The sequence below is a fragment of the Kitasatospora sp. NPDC023385 genome (assembly GCF_055664045.1).
The window spans coordinates 1-2,671 of the sequence record NZ_JBVOOL010000089.1 but is presented as its reverse complement, the minus strand read 5'-3'; the positions used below and the strand labels follow the sequence as shown (position 1 = coordinate 2,671).

1 protein-coding gene is annotated in these 2,671 nt (G+C 74.5%); it reads right to left on the bottom strand.

What is annotated here, in order from left to right; translation table 11 throughout:
• A partial coding sequence (locus AC0B61_RS37120) for a type I polyketide synthase (RefSeq protein ID WP_471746945.1) occupies positions 1-2,671 on the bottom strand: 2,671 nt, incomplete at both ends.

Genomic DNA, 2,671 nt, shown 5'->3' with positions numbered 1-2,671 from the left:
CGGGTGATCGAGCCGCCGGGGCGGTTGGGGTCGAGGATTCCGGCCAGGTCCCAGCCGCGGTCCTGCGGGAACCCCGAAATCGCGTCACCACCGGACGTCACGAGCTGCCACAGGTCTTCCGGGCTGCCGACGCCGCCGGGGTAGCGGCACCCGACCGCGACGACGACCACCGGGTCGTCGTCCTGGGACGCGGTGACGGCCTCCGGCGCGCTGTCGGCCGGGGACGCGCCGAACATCGTGTCCCGCAGGTGATCCACCAGCGATGACGCGTTCGGGTGGTCGAAGACTAGAGTCGCCGGGAGCTGGAGCCCGGTCAGCGCGTTGAGACGGTTGCGCAACTCCACCGAGGTGAGCGAGTCGAAGCCGAGGTCGCTGAAGGCCCGCCCCGAGTCGACGGTCTGCGGGCCGGAATGTCCGAGCACGGCCGCGACCTGGGTGCGGACGAACGCGAGCAGCGCGGCGTCGCGGTCCGCCGGGCTCATGGCCCGCAGCCGCTCGGCGAAGGTGCCCGCAGCCCGGTCGTCGGCACGGCGCGGTGCCGTCGGCACGAGCGCGCGCAGCAGCGGGGGAACCGGCCCGTGATCGCCGACGACCGCGTGCGCGTCGAGGTGCATCGGGACGACGACGGGGACACCAGTGGTCAGGGCGGCGTCGAACAGCTGCAGCCCCTCGGCGTCCCGCAGCGGCCGGACGCCCGTCCTGGCGGCGACGGTGGCCGCCATGCCGGTGGCCCACGGTCCCCAGGCGAGGCTGGTGGTGGGGTGTCCGGTGGTGGTGCGGTGGTGGGCGAGGGCGTCCAGGTAGGCGTTGGCGGCGGCGTAGTTGGCCTGGCCGGGTGAGCCGAGGGTGGCGGCGGCGGAGGAGAACAGGACGAACGCGGTGACGTCGCGGTCGCGGGTGAGTTCGTGCAGGTGCCAGGCCGCGGTCGCCTTCGGCGCGAAGACCCGCTCCAGGTGGCCGCGGGTCTGGTTGCCGAGGACCGTGTCGTCGACGAGACCCGCGCAGTGGACGACGGCGAGCGGCCGGTCGGCGGGTACGGCGGCCAGTACGGCGGCCAGGTCCGCCCGGTCGGTGACGTCGCAGGCGACGGACGTGACGTGCGCCCCCGCCCGGGTCAGCTCGTCGCTCAGCTCCGCCGGGACGGGACGCCGCGCGGCCAGGAGCAGGTCCGTCGCGCCGTGCTCCGCCACGAGGTGCCGGGCGACGAGACCGCCGAGCGCACCGGTGGCCCCGGTGATCAGCACGGTCGCGGACGACCAGTCCGGGCCCTCGGTACCGCCAGGGGTGGCCCGTACCAGTCGCGGGACGTGCGCTTCGCCGCCGCGGATCGCGATCTGGGTCTCACCAGCCGCCACGGCGGCCGCCACCGCGGGCTGCCAGTCCGCATCGAGGTCGTCGACGTCGACGAGCACGAAACGGTCCGGATGCTCCGACTGGGCCGACCGCGTCAGCCCCCACAGTGCCGCGTTCGCCAGGGACCGGGCGGTCTCGGGCGCGGCGTCGGTGTCCAGCAGGCAGGAGCCGGTGGTGAGCACGGCCAGCCGGGCGTCCGCCTCCTGGTCGTCCGTCACCCACTGCTGCAGGGCCGTGAGCGTCCGAGCGGCGGCCTCGACGGCGTCCTCACCCGTGGCGGGGGGAAGGTAGACGACCGCCGGCTCGGTGACGGGTGCCGCCGGTGCCGACCGCACCCACGACGTCCGGAACAGCGAGCGCGACCCTTGCCCGGCGCCGCGCTGCAACGGGCGCAGGGTGAGCCGGCCGACCTCGAGCACAGTGGCGCCCGACGCGTCGGCGATCAGCAGCGACACCGCCTCGGACGTGACGGGAGAGATCCGTACCCGCAGCTCCTTCGCGCCGGCCGCGGGCACGGCCACGTCGTTCCAGGAGAACGGGACCAGCGGCGCGTCGCCGGTGACGCCGGACGGCGCGAGCCCCAGGGGATGCAGCGCGGCGTCCAGCAGCGCCGGGTGGATCGCGAAGCCGTCCGCGTCGGCTGCCTGCTCCGCGCCGAGGACCACCTCGGCGAACAGGACGTCGTCCTGCACCCAGGCGCGGCGCAGCCCCTGGAACGCGGGGCCGTACTGCCGCTCGGAGCTCTCGGCGTAGCAGGAGTCGGTGTCCAGAACCGTGGCCCCGGACGGCGGCCAGACGATCAGATCGCCGCCGGCGGGCGCGGGACGGTCCGCGAGGAGCCGGCCCTCCGCGTGCTTGGCCCACGGCTCGTCGGGCGAGGCGTCAGCGGGGCGGCTGAAGACGCTCACCGCCCGGCCGCCGGTGTCCGGCTCGTCCACCAGGACCTGGACGTGGACACCGGTCTCCTCGGTGAGGACGAGCGGCGCCCCGAGGGTGAGTTCCGCCAGGAACGCGTGGTTGACGTGGTGTGCGGCCTGCATCGCGAGTTCCACGAAGGCGGTTCCGGGCAGCAGGACGTCGCCGTGCACCGCGTGGTCGGCGAGCCACGGGTGCTCCGTCAGGGACAGGCTCCCGGTGAGGAGGAACCGGTCGCCGTCCGCGAGCCCGACCGCGGCGTCGAGGAACGGGTGGTCCAGGGTGCCGGCCGGAGCAGCGGATTCCATCCAGTAGCGGGTGTGTTGGAAGGGGTAGGTGGGGAGGGGGGTGGGTTGGGGTTTGGTGTGGTGGTAGTAGGTGTGCCAGTTGGGTGGGGTGCCGT